General features: G+C 45.8%; 15 protein-coding genes. All 15 read left to right on the forward strand.

Translation table 11 applies throughout. The features are described from left to right. Positions 1 to 39 precede the first annotated feature (39 nt). Positions 40 to 819: a ParA family protein gene (locus tag ACO0KZ_RS05125; RefSeq protein WP_422993416.1), complete on the forward strand. Its 780-nt coding sequence runs from the start codon at positions 40 to 42 to the stop codon at positions 817 to 819. Positions 820 to 834: 15 nt separating this feature from the next. After that, positions 835 to 1,728 carry a ParB/RepB/Spo0J family partition protein gene (locus tag ACO0KZ_RS05130; protein ID WP_422993418.1) on the forward strand — a complete coding sequence of 298 codons (894 nt, stop codon included), beginning with the start codon at positions 835 to 837 and terminating at the stop codon, positions 1,726 to 1,728. A 344-nt stretch (positions 1,729 to 2,072) separates the two neighbouring features. Further along, positions 2,073 to 2,411: an ATP synthase subunit I gene (locus tag ACO0KZ_RS05135; RefSeq protein WP_422993420.1), complete on the forward strand. Its 339-nt coding sequence runs from the start codon at positions 2,073 to 2,075 to the stop codon at positions 2,409 to 2,411. A gap of 2 nt (positions 2,412 to 2,413) precedes the next feature. Continuing rightward, positions 2,414 to 3,238 (forward strand): F0F1 ATP synthase subunit A, encoded by an 825-nt coding sequence (gene atpB / locus ACO0KZ_RS05140; RefSeq protein ID WP_422993423.1) that lies wholly within the window; start codon positions 2,414 to 2,416, stop codon positions 3,236 to 3,238. A 141-nt stretch (positions 3,239 to 3,379) separates the two neighbouring features. After that, the gene (atpE, locus tag ACO0KZ_RS05145; protein WP_422993425.1) at positions 3,380 to 3,619 is read left to right on the forward strand and encodes a F0F1 ATP synthase subunit C; all 240 of its coding nucleotides are present in this window, start codon (positions 3,380 to 3,382) and stop codon (positions 3,617 to 3,619) included. A gap of 74 nt (positions 3,620 to 3,693) precedes the next feature. Further along, the gene (locus ACO0KZ_RS05150; RefSeq protein ID WP_422993427.1) at positions 3,694 to 4,164 is read left to right on the forward strand and encodes a F0F1 ATP synthase subunit B; all 471 of its coding nucleotides are present in this window, start codon (positions 3,694 to 3,696) and stop codon (positions 4,162 to 4,164) included. 2 nt (positions 4,165 to 4,166) lie between these two features. Further along, positions 4,167 to 4,700, forward strand: coding sequence for a F0F1 ATP synthase subunit delta (locus ACO0KZ_RS05155; protein ID WP_314858588.1), 534 nt, complete (start codon positions 4,167 to 4,169; stop codon positions 4,698 to 4,700). 38 nt (positions 4,701 to 4,738) lie between these two features. Next, entirely contained in the window at positions 4,739 to 6,280 is a 1,542-nt protein-coding gene (gene atpA, locus ACO0KZ_RS05160; protein WP_315472397.1) for a F0F1 ATP synthase subunit alpha, read from the forward strand. Positions 6,281 to 6,307: 27 nt separating this feature from the next. Further along, positions 6,308 to 7,177, forward strand: a complete 870-nt coding sequence (atpG, locus tag ACO0KZ_RS05165) for a F0F1 ATP synthase subunit gamma (protein ID WP_186922772.1) — start codon at positions 6,308 to 6,310, stop codon at positions 7,175 to 7,177. A 30-nt stretch (positions 7,178 to 7,207) separates the two neighbouring features. Continuing rightward, a complete protein-coding gene (gene atpD, locus ACO0KZ_RS05170; protein WP_422993430.1) occupies positions 7,208 to 8,611 on the forward strand; it encodes a F0F1 ATP synthase subunit beta in 1,404 nt (467 codons plus the stop codon). A gap of 178 nt (positions 8,612 to 8,789) precedes the next feature. Continuing rightward, the gene (locus tag ACO0KZ_RS05175; RefSeq protein WP_186891525.1) at positions 8,790 to 9,212 is read left to right on the forward strand and encodes a F0F1 ATP synthase subunit epsilon; all 423 of its coding nucleotides are present in this window, start codon (positions 8,790 to 8,792) and stop codon (positions 9,210 to 9,212) included. A gap of 95 nt (positions 9,213 to 9,307) precedes the next feature. Further along, on the forward strand, positions 9,308 to 9,733 hold the full coding sequence (locus tag ACO0KZ_RS05180) for a CoA-binding protein (protein ID WP_422993433.1): 426 nt from the start codon (positions 9,308 to 9,310) through the stop codon (positions 9,731 to 9,733). Between the two features lie 17 nt (positions 9,734 to 9,750). Continuing rightward, positions 9,751 to 10,563: a PPK2 family polyphosphate kinase gene (locus ACO0KZ_RS05185; protein WP_422993434.1), complete on the forward strand. Its 813-nt coding sequence runs from the start codon at positions 9,751 to 9,753 to the stop codon at positions 10,561 to 10,563. A gap of 745 nt (positions 10,564 to 11,308) precedes the next feature. Further along, positions 11,309 to 14,005: a TonB-dependent receptor gene (locus ACO0KZ_RS05190; protein WP_422993436.1), complete on the forward strand. Its 2,697-nt coding sequence runs from the start codon at positions 11,309 to 11,311 to the stop codon at positions 14,003 to 14,005. Between the two features lie 211 nt (positions 14,006 to 14,216). Beyond that, positions 14,217 to 15,752, forward strand: coding sequence for a tryptophan halogenase family protein (locus ACO0KZ_RS05195; RefSeq protein WP_422993895.1), 1,536 nt, complete (start codon positions 14,217 to 14,219; stop codon positions 15,750 to 15,752). Positions 15,753 to 15,815 lie beyond the last annotated feature (63 nt).

Genomic DNA, 15,815 nt, shown 5'->3' on the forward strand with positions numbered 1-15,815 from the left:
GGGATTTTCTTTTAACCGCAATTATTCTAAAAAGTGTCTATGGCTAAAATTTTTTGCGTTGCCAATCAAAAAGGTGGTGTAGGAAAAACTACTACAACTGTCAACTTGGCGGCAGGTTTGGCGAAGCTTGACCAGCGTGTCTTACTTGTCGATCTGGATCCACAAGGAAATGCCACGATGGGCGCTGGCGTCAATAAAGCCAAGTTGGAATTATCTGTTTACCAAGTATTGCTCGGAATGGCAGATGTGAAATCCGCTGTGATTCGATCAGAATCCGGACAATTTGATATCTTGCCAGCGAACCGCGAACTGGCTGGTGCCGAGGTCGAAATGGTCGAGCTCGAAAACCGAGACAAGCGTCTGCGCTTAGCCTTAGACCAAGTGGGCGCTGACTACGACTTCATTTTGATCGATTGTCCACCTGCTTTATCGATGCTAACTTTGAATGGTTTGTGTGCTGCAAATGGTGTGATTATTCCTATGCAATGTGAATACTACGCGCTAGAAGGCTTGTCAGATTTAGCGAATACGATCAAAAAGGTCTCAGCCAATTTGAATCCCGATCTGAAAATCGTCGGACTGTTAAGGGTCATGTTTGACCCACGTATGACTTTGTCGCAGCAAGTCTCCGACCAGCTAGAACAACATTTCGGCGACAAAGTATTTAAGACCGTGATCCCGCGTAACGTGCGCTTGGCGGAGGCGCCATCCTACGGTATCCCAGGTGTGGTGTTTGATCCATCTTCCAAAGGCGCACAAGCCTACATCGCATTCGGCGCGGAGATGGTCGAAAGAATTAAAGCTTTAGATAAGAAGTAAACATTTAAGATGATTATGGCAACTAAAAAACAAAAAGGCCTGGGGCGTGGCTTAGACGCTTTATTAGATGGAGCTGGTGATTTCGCCGAAGCGGTACCAACGGTGGTTGGCGCGCCTACCAGTTTGCCAGTGACGCAAATGCAAGCGGGTAAATACCAGCCTCGAACTCGCATGGACGAGGGCGCCTTAGCTGAGCTCGCCGCATCGATTAAAGCTCAGGGATTGATGCAGCCTATCCTGGTGCGTCCTATCGGTCAGGCCAACGGTGTGACCAAATACGAGATCATTGCCGGTGAGCGTCGCTTCCGTGCCTCGCAGATGGCAGGTTTGACCGAAGTCGCCGTGTTGGTAAAAGATGTTGATGATCAAGCCGCGGCAGCGATGGCCTTGATTGAAAACATTCAGCGCGAAGACTTAAATCCTTTGGAGGAAGCCCAGGGGATACATCGCTTGATCTCCGATTTTACTTTTACCCATGAACAAGCAGCAAATGCGGTAGGGCGCTCACGTAGCGCGGTTTCAAACTTGTTGCGCCTGTTAAATTTGGCGCGACCTGTGCAAACCATGTTGATGGCAGGCGATATCGACATGGGCCATGCCCGTGCCTTGTTGGCCGTCGATGCTGCAACGCAGATTCAGCTGGCAAACCAGGTTGTGGCAAAACGAATGTCGGTTCGTGACACGGAAAAGCTGGTCACCAAGACCACTGCCGAATTGGCAACGCCCGCCAAGCAAAAAGATAAAGCCGAAAAATCGCGCGACATTACGCGTCTTGAAGAAGAGCTGTCAGATTTGCTAGCGACTCAGGTGACTTTGAAGATGGGAAGCAAAGGCCGGGGTCAGATGTTGATTGATTTCGAGGATCTGGATTCTTTGGATGGCGTGATACTGAAAATTCGAGGTCAGTGATTTAATGGGATAAACAAGTTGAAATAACAAGTTTTCTGATAATCCACAGCAAACTTGTTATTTAATCGAAGACTATTAGGTAAATGAATTCTAAAACGAAGTTTGTTGCGTTGCATCAAACGTTTGACCTTGCTTATACATGCACGTATAATTCCGTGGCTTTGGAAAATCTGCCTGATTGTGCACCGAAATAGTACCATTGGGACATTAAGGCAGCACTAAAATAGATCAAATATAGCACCAATGTAGCGCAAGCTAAGCACGAACTTAGTCTATAAAAAGAAGAAAAACGTTTAAAGCGCATTGGTGGAAAACGAACATTTGTTGTAAAACTGGGGAGTGGCATGGCGCGCATCATCCTGTTGCAATTTGCAGCAGCTTTCATCGCGGCGCTGGTGGCGTTGTTAGCGTCTGGTCTCTCTTCAGGTATATCCGCTCTGCTCGGCGGTCTATGTTGCGCGCTCCCGAACGCGTTTTTTGCTTTGCGCTTACTCAGTAGCGTGCGAAAACCCGGCGGCGCCAACCCGATGAATTTTTTTGTCGGCGAGTTTATAAAAATTGCACTGACCTTGGCTCTCATGGGAGCGGTGGTTATGTTTTACCCCGATTTGAACTGGCTGGCGTTTCTCGCTGCATTCATCGTGGTAATGAAAAGTTATTTAATACTACTCTTTAGGCATTGATTATGAGCGCAACTGAGCACGCCCCAACCCCGTCGGAATATATTTCCCATCACCTCGGTCACTTAAGCAATTCTCACGATCAACAGACTGCCCTCGTGGACATGTCATACATTAACTATGACACCATATTTTGGTCTGTGTTTTGCGGTCTCTTGGCTATTTTGTTGATGTTTTTAGCTTCACGCAAAGCAACTTCTGGTGTTCCTGGTCGTTTCCAATGTGCGGTTGAAATGGTCGTAGAAATGGTCAATGACCAGGCCAAAAGCATCGTACACGGAAACGTGTCATTCATCGCCCCAATGGCATTGACGATTTTCGTTTGGGTTTCTTTGATGAACGCGATGGACTTCTTGCCAGTAGATTTGTTCTCTGTCTGGTTGTTCCCACTTTTGGGCTTAGATCCAGAAATGCACCACCGTGTGGTTCCTACCGCAGATTTGAATGGCACTTTAGGTATTTCAATCGGCGTATTTGCATTAATGATGTATTACTCCATCAAGATCAAAGGCGCTGGTGGCTTTATTAAAGAATTGTGTACAGCACCGTTTGGCCCAATGATGTTGCCATTCAATATTATGTTGAACGTGGTTGAATACGCAGCGAAAACTTTCTCACTCGGTATGCGACTGTTCGGTAACATGTTTGCCGGTGAATTGTTGTTCTTGTTGATCGCTTTGTTAGGTGCTTACAGTCACTTCGGCGGCGTTGGACAAATCATTGCTGGCTCTATCTGGGCAATCTTCCATATTTTAATCGTATTCTTGCAAGCCTTTATTTTCATGATGTTGACTTTGGTGTACATGGGTCAATCTCACGAAGCGCATTAATTGATAGAAAAAAGTACTCTGCATTAGTAGTTCAGTACGATTGAGTAAGAATGGTTTTGAGTCGCATTTAAGTTTTCAGTTTTTTTGGTTTTAGTTTTTGGTTTTGGTATTTTAATTTTTTAACTTTTAGGGAGTTTTCTCATGACTAACGTCGCATTTGTAGCTTTGGCTTGTGGTTTGATCATTGGTTTGGGCGCTTTGGGTGCTTGTATCGGTATCGCTATGATGGGTGGTAAATATTTGGAAGCGTCTGCTCGTCAACCAGAATTGATGGACAAGTTGCAAGGTAAAATGTTGTTGTTGGCTGGTTTGATCGATGCTGCGTTCATTATTGGTGTTGGTATCGCGATGTTCTTCGCAACTGCTAATCCATTCAAATAATTTCCTTTTTTCTACCGCAGTGCTGGTCATAGGATCAGCGCTAGCGGAACGATAATTCACACAAGGAAACGACGATGAATCTTAATCAAACCATGTTGTACCAAGCGGCGGTGTTCTTCATCCTCGCTTTGTTCACAATGAAATTCGTTTGGCCGCCATTGATTGGTGCCATCGATGCACGTATGAAAAAAATCGCAGACGGCTTGTCCGCTGCGGATCAAGGGCAAGCCGCCATGAAAGAAGCTGAGAAAAAGATTCAGCTTGAATTGGCAGCCGCTCATGATAAAGGTATGACACAAATTGCTAACGCTGAAAAGCGTGGTCAGTTGATCGTAGAAGAAGCTAAGAATGCTGCCAACGCAGAAGCTGCGCGTATTATCGCTGCTGCTCAAGCGGAAGCTGCAAATCAAGTCACAAAAGCACGCGAAGAATTGCGCGACCAGGTTGCCGTATTGGCAGTCAAAGGCGCAGAGCAAATTCTGAAACGTGAGGTTAACGCTTCTGCTCATGCAGATTTGTTGAACCAATTGAAGACTGAGCTGTAATCATGGCAGAACTCGCAACGATCGCTCGTCCATACGCAGAAGCGTTGTATCGCGTTGCAAAGTCCGGTAACTTGTCCGCTTGGTCGGAATTGGTTGCTGAGATGGCGCAAGCGGCAGCGCATCCCGATGTAGTAGCTCTTGCACACAACCCCAAAGTCTCCGCAGCGCAAACTGCTGAGGCTTTCTTGTCCGTGTTGAAGTCACCTGTAAATGCTGAAGCGAAAAACTTCATCACTACATTGACTGAATATGACCGTTTAACCACATTGCCAGAAATCGCTGTGCAATTTCATGCTTTGCAAAACGCCGACGCTGGCTCTGCAGATGCTGAAATCACCAGCGCATTTGAAATGACTGACGCACAGGTTAAAGATTTGGCCGCAACACTGGAAAAGAAATTTGGTCGCAAACTGCACCCAACCGTCACAGTGGATTCATCCCTGATCGGTGGTGTGCGTATCGTGGTTGGTGATCAAGTGCTAGATACTTCGGTTCGCGCAAAGCTGCAACAGATGCACAACGCTTTGACTGCTTAATTGCCGTCATAAGTACTGAAACAATTTTAGGAGTTAGTATGCAACTCAACCCATCAGAAATCAGCGAGTTGATCAAGAGCCGTATTCAAGGCCTTGGCGACGGTGCTGAGATTCGTAATCAAGGTACGGTTATTTCCGTTACCGACGGCATTTGCCGCATCCACGGTTTGTCCGACGCGATGCAAGGCGAGATGTTGGAATTCCCAGGCAATACATTTGGTCTGGCTTTGAACTTGGAACGTGATTCCGTTGGTGCCGTTATTCTCGGTGACTACGAGCACATCTCTGAAGGCGACACAGTGAAGTGTACTGGTCGTATTTTGGAAGTTCCTATCGGCCCAGAATTGCGCGGCCGTGTTGTCAACGCATTGGGTCAACCAATCGATGGCAAAGGTCCTATCAACGCAAAATTGTCTGCACCAATCGAAAAGATTGCACCAGGCGTTATTGCACGTCAATCCGTTTCTCAACCATTGCAAACTGGTTTGAAGTCTATCGACTCCATGGTTCCAGTTGGTCGTGGTCAGCGTGAATTGATCATTGGCGATCGTCAAACTGGTAAAACAGCGGTAGCGATTGACGCGATCATTAACCAAAAAGGTCAAGACGTTACCTGTATCTATGTAGCGATTGGTCAAAAAGCATCTTCCGTTAAAAACGTTGTGCGCGCTTTAGAAGCACATGGCGCGATGGAATACACCATCGTTGTTGCGGCAACTGCAGCTGAATCTGCAGCGATGCAATACGTATCCGCATACTCTGGTTGCGCGATGGGTGAATACTTCCGTGATCGCGGCGAAGATGCATTGATCGTTTATGATGATTTGTCTAAGCAAGCGGTAGCGTACCGTCAAGTTTCCCTGTTGTTGCGCCGTCCACCAGGTCGTGAAGCATACCCAGGTGACGTGTTCTATTTGCACTCACGTTTGTTAGAGCGCGCAGCACGTGTTAACCCAGACTACGTTGAAGCATTCACTAAAGGTGAAGTTAAAGGTAAGACAGGTTCATTGACAGCATTGCCTATCATTGAAACACAAGCTGGTGACGTTTCTGCTTTCGTTCCAACCAACGTCATTTCGATTACTGACGGTCAGATCTTCTTGGAAACTTCTTTGTTTAACGCAGGTATTCGTCCAGCGATTAACGCGGGTATTTCCGTGTCTCGTGTTGGTGGTGCTGCTCAGACTAAAGTTATCAAAAACTTGTCCGGTGGTATTCGTACTGACTTGGCACAGTATCGTGAATTGGCTGCGTTTGCGCAGTTCGCGTCTGACTTGGATGAAGCAACCCGTAAGCAATTGGATCGTGGTGCACGTGTAACTGAATTGTTGAAACAAGCTCAGTACGCTCCATTGTCGATTTCTCTGATGGCAGTGACTTTGTTCGCAGTGAACAAAGGCTTCTTGGATGATGTACCTGTGAAGAAAGTTTTGGCTTTCGAAGCTGGTGTACACAACTTCATGAAAACTAGCCATGCAGCCTTGTTGCAAAAGATTGAAGAGACTAAGCAATTGGACAAAGATGGCGAAGCTGCCATGGCTGCCGCAATCGCTGATTTCAAAAAATCCGGCGCATTTTAATTACTTATAGCTTGAAGGAGTTTACTCATGGCTGTAGGTAAAGAGATACGTGGCAAGATCAAAAGCGTAGAGAATACGAAGAAGATCACGAAGGCGATGGAAATGGTCGCCGCTTCTAAAATGCGTAAAGCGCAGGAAAGAATGCGTGCGGCTCGTCCGTACAGTGAGAAGATTCGTACGATCACAGCTAACTTGTCACAGGCTAACCCAGAGTACACGCATCCTTTCATGGTTCAACAAGACCAATCCAAGAAAGTTGGATTGGTTGTTGTGACGACAGATAAGGGTTTGTGTGGTGGCTTGAATACCAACGTTTTACGTTTGGTCACCAACAAAATGCGTGAACTTGAAGGTCAGGGTTCAAAAATTGAAGCGGTCGCAATTGGTAATAAAGGTCTTGGTTTCCTGAATCGAGTAGGTGCAAAAGTTGTGGCGCATGCGACACAATTGGGTGATACACCCCACCTCGATAAATTGATTGGCCCAGTGAAGTTGTTATTGGATGCCTATCAGGAAGGCAAAATCGATGCGGTTTACTTAAGCTACACGAAATTCATTAACACCATGAAGCAAGAGCCAGTGTTAGAGCAATTATTGCCTCTGACAGCGGACAAGCTGGAAACAAATAAAGCCCAACATTCTTGGGACTATATTTACGAACCAGATGCGGCTGCGGTGATCGATGAATTGTTGATTCGTTATGTTGAAGCTTTGATTTATCAAGCTGTTGCAGAAAACATGGCGTCTGAACAATCGGCACGTATGGTGGCGATGAAGTCAGCAAGTGATAACGCAGGTAGTGTGATTGGTGAGTTGAAATTGATTTACAACAAAACTCGTCAAGCCGCTATTACCAAAGAGCTTTCCGAGATCGTCGCCGGCGCGGCAGCGGTCTAAACTGAATTTATAATTATTGAAGGAACGAACATGGCTAATGGCAAAATCGTTCAGTGTATCGGCGCTGTTGTGGACGTTGAATTTCCACGCAATGCGATGCCTAAAATTTACGATGCCTTAAAAATGGAAGGCTCTGACCTGACGTTAGAAGTGCAACAGCAATTGGGTGACGGCATTGTCCGTTGCATCGCGCTGGGTACCTCTGATGGTCTGCGTCGCGGCTTGATGGTTAGTAACACTGGTAATCCAATTATGGTTCCAACCGGCAAAGCAACACTTGGCCGTATTATGGACGTATTGGGTAACCCAATTGATGAATGTGGTCCGGTCAGCCGTGAAACACAAGCATCGATCCACCGTAAAGCACCTGCTTACGACGAACTCTCTCCATCGCAAGAATTGTTGGAAACCGGTATCAAAGTTATTGATCTGGTTTGCCCATTTGCGAAGGGTGGTAAAGTTGGTTTGTTCGGTGGTGCGGGTGTTGGTAAGACCGTTAACATGATGGAGTTGATCAACAACATTGCTAAGGCACACAGCGGTTTGTCCGTGTTTGCTGGTGTTGGTGAGCGTACTCGTGAAGGTAATGACTTCTATCACGAAATGGCTGACGCTAACGTTGTTAACTTGGAAAATCCAGAAGATTCCAAAGTAGCGATGGTGTACGGTCAGATGAATGAACCACCAGGTAACCGTTTGCGCGTTGCTTTGACTGGTTTGACAATCGCTGAAGGTTTCCGTGACGAAGGTAAAGACGTGTTGTTCTTCGTCGATAACATTTACCGTTACACATTGGCTGGTACTGAAGTTTCTGCGTTGTTGGGTCGTATGCCTTCCGCGGTAGGTTACCAACCAACATTGGCTGAAGAAATGGGCCGTTTGCAAGAACGTATTACTTCCACTAAGACTGGTTCTATTACATCTATTCAAGCGGTTTACGTTCCAGCGGATGACTTGACTGATCCATCCCCAGCGACAACGTTTGCTCACTTGGATTCCACTGTTGTTTTGTCTCGTGACATCGCTTCTTTGGGTATCTACCCAGCGGTTGATCCACTCGATTCAACTTCACGTCAGTTGGATCCACAAGTCGTTGGTCAAGATCACTACGAAACAGCACGTGCTGTTCAAGGTACTTTGCAACGCTACAAAGAATTGCGTGACATTATCGCGATTTTGGGTATGGACGAATTGGCGCCTGAAGATAAGTTGATCGTTGCTCGTGCACGTAAGATGCAACGTTTCTTGTCTCAGCCTTTCCACGTTGCTGAGGTATTTACTGGTTCCCCAGGTAAATACGTTTCACTCAAAGATACAATCAAAGGCTTTAAGATGATTGCATCCGGTGAACTCGATCACTTGCCAGAACAAGCGTTCTACATGGTAGGTACAATCGACGAAGCGATCGAAAAAGCGAAGAAAATGGCCTCATAATGAATCCTTCCCCAACTGGGGAAGGAGTGACGCCCCCCTCCCCTTCAAGGGGAGGGTCTGGGTGGGGATGGGGTAAGCTGTGAGTTACTAAGAACACTATAGAAGCTCGACGTAAACCCCATCCCCCTCCCGACCTCCCCCTTGAAGGGGGAGGGGCATTTTGAAAAAAGGTTAGCACATGGCACATACTATTCACGTTGACGTGGTTTCTGCAGAAGAGATGATCTTTTCTGGCGAAGCTGAATTCGTCGCGTTGCCGGGTGAATCAGGTGAATTGGGTATCTATCCAAAACACACACCATTGATCACACGTATTAAGCCAGGCGCAGTGCGTATTAAGGTTGCAGGTCAAGCTGAAGACGAATTCGTATTCGTTGCCGGCGGCATCCTGGAAGTTCAACCTGATGCTGTGACTGTACTTGCTGATACCGCGATCCGTGGTCATGATCTTGATGAGGCGAAAGCAGCAGAAGCTAAGAAATTAGCCGAAGAAGCTTTGGTCAATCGCGAATCAGGCATCGACTACGCGCAAGCACAAGCCGAATTGCAATCAGCGATTGCACAGTTGGCAGCGATACAGAAATTGCGTTCTAAGCGTTAATTCTCCAAAGTTTAGACTTTGCAGAAGAAGTACAATGAAAGGCAGCTTTGGCTGCCTTTTTCTTTTTCCACATGATTTTTGTTTGGGTATGAATTATGTCTGAAGCGTTGATTGATCACCTATTGAAAACCGCGAAAACCGTCGCCATCGTCGGCATCTCGAATAAACCAGAACGCGATAGCTATCAAGTCGCTCAATATTTGCAAGAACACGGCTATAAAGTGTTAGCCGTAAATCCTCAGCAAGCAGGCAATACCATCTTGGGCGAAACTTGCTATGCGAGTTTAAGCGAGGCGCAACAACAAAGTGGTCTCAACATCGATATCGTCGATTGTTTCCGCAAATCAGAAGATATTCCAGTCATCGTGCATGAAGCGATTGCCATCAAAGCAGGTGCTGTTTGGATGCAACTTAGCATCGAGAACGACGCAGCAGCAGAACAAGCCCTAGCGGCCGGATTGCAGGTTGTCATGGATAAATGCACTAAGATAGAACATAAACGCCTGAATCAAATTTCTTAACTCTAGAGTTAAATGCTATGACCGCAATTGCCCAACAATTTCTTGCACCGTCCAACTTCATTTTGCAAGATAAAGATGCCGGCAGACGTTCTTTCAGTGACCTTGGCACTAAAGAGGAGATGAAACTAAAGACGACTGGCTTGGGTGAACAGATCGCCGCTTATCAAGAGATTTTGTACGCACAGCATCAGCATAAATTGTTGGTCATCTTGCAGGGCATGGATACCTCCGGCAAAGACGGGACGGTGAAAGCAGTCTTTGGCCAACTCAATCCAATTGGTGTGCGCAGTATCAGCTTTAAAGCACCAACTACTATTGAGTTAGCACATGATTTTTTATGGCGCATACATCAGCAAGTGCCCGCTACAGGTGAGGTCGTTATCTTTAACCGTAGCCATTATGAGGACGTGTTGATCACCAAAGTCCATGCTTGGATTGATGACGCGGAATGCAAGCGACGCTATGCGCATATCAATGCTTTTGAACGCATGTTGAGTGAAACTGGCACGGCTATTTTGAAGTTTTTTTTACATATCTCTAAAGATGAACAAAAACTGAGGCTGGAAGAGCGTATTGCCGATCCTAATAAACATTGGAAATTTGATCCGCAAGATCTCAGTGAGCGAAAATTCTGGGCAGAATATCAGGATACCTATCAAGAGGTAATACACGCGACAAATACTGAGCTCGCTCCCTGGCATATTATTCCCGCCAATTCTAAGACACAAAGAAACTTTGCGATTGCGAGTATCGTGACCGAAAAGTTAGCAAGAATGGATCTCGCTTATCCTGCCGAGAATCCTGCACTGTATAAGCTTAAAGTCGAATAAGATTTTGAGACACTTTTTTCAGTGATGCTCTGATGTAACTTTGATTACGCAGGAACTTTACTCCGTTTTCAATGAACCTCTAATTAATTATCCACAAAAATTCCATAGAATATTTGCCTGTGGAAATTTCGCTCAATTAGTAATAATTTATAAATTTCGTTATAAATCATATGCTTGAGCTAGCTAATTAATTTGATTTATCTTTATTAGAAATTAAATTCAAAATTATTCAAATCTTACCCACAAAGTTATCCACAAGTTTCTGCGAGTAAGTTGCAGCAGGTTCGGTATTTTTTTACAGATTCGCCAGCAAAATAGCTTGTAAACTGCTGCGACCGAGTGATAAAAATGTCGCAAAAAAACACAGAATGGGAACGTTTCCAAAAAGATGTTGACATCAAATTTTGATGAATGCTATATTTCAAACCACAAATGGAAACGATTCCATAAAAGTGAAAAATTCAGCTAATTGACCTTGTTTGCTGAACCCGACGATAAACACTATGAGCGAGCTGCTTAAGTTGGTATCGAGCAAAATAACTTTTCGTGGATAAATACCTTTGTAAGCACTACCGCTTAAATCGCAAGTAAGATCAAGTCAGGACGAAATTTGATAAAGGTAGTAGCTGCAAGACAATGACTTAAATTTCGCAGAAATAAGCAATATCGAGAAAAACGAACACCTGTAGTGACATGAACCTACGATCCGCCTCGAGATCGCAGAATATCAAAACAAGGAGACAAAATGTTTCATCTGAAGACCAAACGCACTCTGATGAGCGTGGCAGTTGCCGGCGCATGCGGATTGATGACTATGCACGCGCAAGCCCAGCAGGCAGAGCCAGCGAAGACGGCTGAGCCGGGTACCACCAAGAAGAGCAATACTGAATCTGAAAAAATTCAAGAGGTACAAGTAACGGCGACCCGTTATTCAACTTCTCTATTAAAAACACCATTAGCCGTCACCGCCTTCAATCAAGAAAGTTTGGCGCGCATGGGTGTCACTAGCGCCAAAGATTTGGCAAACGAAATTCCTAATGTGACTATCGTACAAACCAATGACTCCGCCATCCAAGTGACGATTCGCGGTATCACATCAAGTAACACCACTGAAATCGGCGATCCCGCAGTCGGCTTCCACGTTGACGGTTTATATTCTCCACGCCCTCAAGGTGCACAAGCCTTGATGTTCGACGTAGCGCAGGTAGAGGTATTGCGCGGCCCACAAGGTACCTTGTTCGGTCGAAATTCAACTGGCGGTACGATCAATGTCATCTCCGCTAAACCAGATTTTACTGGTAATTATGGTAGCGCTGAAATTGAGCTGGGCAATTACAACAAGCGCCAAGTTCATGCGATACAAAATATCAAAGTCAATAATGAGTTAGCCTTGCGCGCAGCAATCATGAAAGTGACGCGTGATGGTTATGCCAATCAAATGCAAGATTTCAGTGAAGCCAACTTGCCATCAAAAGGTTGGATTCCTGACGGCATTCCAGACAATATCCAACGTTGGAATCGCAAAGTAGATCCTAGCGATTACTACACAAATCAAAATGAATGGGCTGCCCGTTTGTCCGCTGTGTACAAAGTGAATAAAGACTGGAAATTGAATGCGACTTATGAAGAGTTTCAAGATTCCAGTGCTGGTGGTACCGCTTTCAAAGACTGCGAATCGACTAAAGGTACTCGTTATGCATGCCCAGCTGGTTGGGGACGTTTCGATCTGAAAATCAACGTGCCTGGCATGACCGACATGAAGATTCGTACCTTGCGTGCTGGTTCAAATTGGAATATCAGCAATGATGCTAGCTTGGACTATAACTTCGCTTTAGCGGATCAACGTCGTAGCCAATTGTATGACAATGACAAAGGCAACATGACTGCGCTTCCTTTCCAGATCACGCAAGATCATCCGCGTATCGCTGGTGGGAATAACTGGGGAACTTGGCCCTTAGCAGATCAGTATCAACAAACGGTCGACTCCAAATATGTGTCAACCGTGCATGAACTACAGTTAAAGCAAAGAATAGGTTCATTAAAGTATGTTTCCGGTTTGTTCTGGATGCATGAAAAGAACCAGATCAACTACGAAGTGGTTGATCTGTATCGTGCACCTGTTGGTTTAGCATCGGGTGCATTCTATGCGCAGCCTAACCGTCAGGTCGATGCAAAAGCAATATTCGCCCAGGCAGATTGGGATTTCGCACCAACATGGACGGCAACTGCTGGTGCGCGTTTTAGTTCTGATACGAAAACTGACAAAGATGGCTTGAACCTCGGTGGATGGTGGGGGCAGAAGGAGTTTTATAACGGCGGTTACGACCCAGGCACGCCTGGTACGCCTAGCTACCGTTTGCCACAAGGTAATGACTTGAACTATGGTCCAGGTGGCAGCGCAGCGGCATATAAACTCTACGGAACACCAAGCAAAAACGATCATCAAGAGAAGTGGCATAAACTGACGTGGCGCCTAGGTTTGCAAACACAAATCAATCCAAACGAAATGGCTTATGCCGCCTTGGCAACAGGTTATAAGGCAGGTGGTTTCGGCGATCGCGGCTTAACTTGTGGTGGTGATGCTACTGGTCCAAATGTTCGCAAATGTGCAGGTGGTCAGCCAAATGTGGAAACCTTTCTTCCTTACAAACCAGAACTAGTTACAAACTTTGAACTGGGCTATAAGGGCAAATTCTTGGACAATAAGTTGAGCGTGTCTGCAGTTGCTTTTGCAATGAACTACAAAGATCAACAACTGACTGGTACGTATTTCGTTAGCAAATACATTCCTGAAAAACCATGTACGTCCGATCAACCGAAATGCGACGTGTATGAAACATGGCGCACGATCAACGTTGGTAATACCAAGATTCGTGGTCTAGAAGTTGAATGGGATTACAAACCATGGCCAGGTGCTAAAGTCGGTGGTGCGTTTACAGTGTTAGATACCAAGATCCATGACTACGGTTCATACAGTGATGATTACAACTGTGATGCTCGTGATGAGTTCAAATTAACGCCATGTCCAGCCACTTATAATGGATTAGGACCTGACAATGGTAAGCGTTTGTATGATGTCACTAATAACAGTTTGCCAAACGCGCCAAAACGTACTTTCATGTTGCATTTCTCACAGAAGTTTGACTTACCTAGCGGTTACAGCTTGACGCCATACATCAAGATGAACTGGCGCGATAAGGCATACTTCGACGTGCGCAATGATGAGTTTAAATACATAGGTCGTTACCAAAAGGCTTACGCGTTGGTTGATGCATCAATGCGTTTAGATGCACCGGAAGACCAATGGCATGCTGAGTTGTTTGTACGCAATGCCAGCGATAGCAAAGCAGTGTACTGGCGCGGTTCAGGTGTTGGCGCGCAAATGAATTCTGCACCGGTTGAACCCCGCATGTTTGGTATTCGTTTTGGTTTCAATTACTAATTGAGGGAAGTTTGATCAATCTGTAAGCAACAATCTTCATTGGGTACATCTGCATTCTTAGGGATGATTTGGTCTATGTTGTGCGATCACTTTTAGGTTGCATCACATAGACCTTTTTTTATTCAAACGAACGAAAACAAAGATAGAAAAAGTTGTGCTGTTAAACAAGTAAATAAGTAAAATGAATAACATCGACTCTCCGGGAATCGCTATGAATCAAAACGGTATTGAAGAAAGCTGTGCTAAAGAAAACCGCATTAAAGATGTCGTCATTGTCGGTGGGGGTACTGCTGGATGGATGAGCGCGGCAGCATTGGCGCAGCTACTGCCGAATGGATACAATTATCGTTTGGTCGAGTCAGATCAAATCTCTACCATCGGTGTAGGGGAGGCGACCATACCCAGCATACGCAATTTCAATATGCATCTTGGCATAGATGAAAATGATTTCATCCGAAATACGCAAGGTACCTTTAAGCTCGGGATTGAATTTGTAAACTGGGGTATCAACAATACTAAATATTTTCATGGCTTCGGCTCGGTAGGCCGCGATCAACCTACAGCAAATTTTTATCATTACTGGCTCAAACTTAATCAGCTAGGCATGGCTGGTGGTCTCGAGCCTTACTCCATCAATACGGTTGCCAGCATGTTAGGGAAATTCAGTGTCGGCCGCCCCGATCTGCCGAATTCACCCTTAGCCGATTTGTCTTACGCTTATCATTTTGATGCCGGTCTTTACGTTAAGTATTTACGCGTCTACGCCGAGCGGCGTGGCGTCAAACGTACTGAGGGTCGCATCGTACAAACATTGTTGCGCGAGAGCGATGGATTTATCGAAGCCTTGGTCATGGAGAACGGTGAGAAAATCCATGGCGATTTTTTTATTGATTGCTCGGGGATGGTGGCACTCTTGATCGAAAAAGCCTTGAATACTGGCTATGAAGATTGGTCGCATTGGTTGCCATGCGATACCGCTATCGCTGTGCCGTGCGAACTGGCTGGCTCGGCACAAGCACATACCCGCTCCACCGCCCACAGTGCAGGTTGGCAGTGGCGCATTCCCTTGCAGCATCGCATCGGCAACGGGCACGTCTTTTCTAGTAAGTTTATGGACTATGACACCGCACAAGATATCTTGATGAATAATCTGGACGGCAAGGCGCTGGCAGAGCCGCGTCAAATCAAATTCATCACAGGCAAACGTAAAAAAGCTTGGAACAAAAACTGTGTGGCGATTGGCTTGTCAGGCGGCTTTATGGAACCGCTGGAATCGACCAGCATTCACATGGTTAAAACGGGCTTGATGCGTTTGATTACCTTTTTTCCGGACAAAGATTTCGATCAGGTCGATATTGATAATTACAATCGGCTGACGGACAAAGAGTACGCCCAGATACGTGACTTCTTGATCCTGCATTACAAAGTGAATCAACGCGACGATTCAGAATTTTGGCGCTATTGCCGTGAAATGGATGTGCCAGAAAGTCTGCAAATCAAACTGGACCTCTTCGCCAGCCATGGACGCATTTTGCGCGAGAACGAAGAGCTATTTCCCGAAGACAGTTGGTTACAAGTCATGCACGGGCAAGGCATGCGACCACGCCGTTACAATCCGGTGGTTGACCAACGCAGCAAAGAAGAAATTGCCGGATTCTTGCACAATACCCAGGCCGTGATTCGTAAATGTGTGGATGCGATGCCTACGCATTTGGACTACATTCGAGCCAACTGCGCGACGAGATAAGAAACCAAATCAATCTAAATGCTTTGCTTGGGACGGCAATGCCGTCCAGTTAAGCCCCTTCTT

The organism is Undibacterium sp. Di24W (assembly GCF_049340325.1).
Lineage (GTDB): Bacteria > Pseudomonadota > Gammaproteobacteria > Burkholderiales > Burkholderiaceae_D > Undibacterium.